Raw genomic sequence first — 622 nt, forward strand, 5'->3', positions numbered from 1 at the left:
CCCGAGCTGTCCTACGACTACGGTGCGCTCGAGCCGCACATCTCCGGGCGGATCATGGAGCTGCACCACTCCAAGCACCACCAGGCCTACGTCACCGGCGCGAACACCGCCCTGGAGAAGCTCGCCGAGGCCCGCGAGTCCGGCGACTTCGCCGCGATCAACCTGCACGAGAAGAACCTCGCGTTCAACCTCGGCGGCCACGTCAACCACTCCGCCTTCTGGACCAACCTCTCCCCCGAGGGCGGCGGCGAGCCCACCGGCGAGATCGGCGCGGCGATCGACGAGCACTTCGGCTCCTTCGACGCCTTCAAGAAGCAGTTCGCCGCCGTCGCCGCCGGCGTCCAGGGCTCGGGGTGGGCCATCCTCGCCTGGGACTCCATCGGCTCCAAGCTCGTCACCGTCCAGCTCTACGACCAGCAGGGCAACCTCACCCTCGGCCTGACCCCCATCGTCCTGCTCGACGTCTGGGAGCACGCCTACTACCTCGACTACCAGAACGTGCGCGCCGACTACGTCACCGCCTGGTGGAACCTCGTCAACTGGTCCGACGCCGAGGCCCGCCTCCAGCGCGCCAAGAACCAGACCGCCGGGCTCATCGTCCCCGCCTGACACCCCTCACGAC

Annotated in this window: 1 protein-coding gene; it reads left to right on the plus strand. The window is 68.6% G+C overall.

Annotated features, from left to right (window positions below; translation table 11 throughout):
- Positions 1-609, plus strand: a 609-nt coding sequence (locus GYH36_RS19140; RefSeq protein WP_162290705.1) for a superoxide dismutase, incomplete at its 5' end; no start/stop codon positions are given.
- Between the last annotated feature and the right edge of the window lie 13 nt (positions 610-622).

This window comes from Cellulosimicrobium composti (genome assembly GCF_010287905.1).
Taxonomy (GTDB): Bacteria; Actinomycetota; Actinomycetes; order Actinomycetales; family Cellulomonadaceae; genus Cellulosimicrobium; species Cellulosimicrobium composti.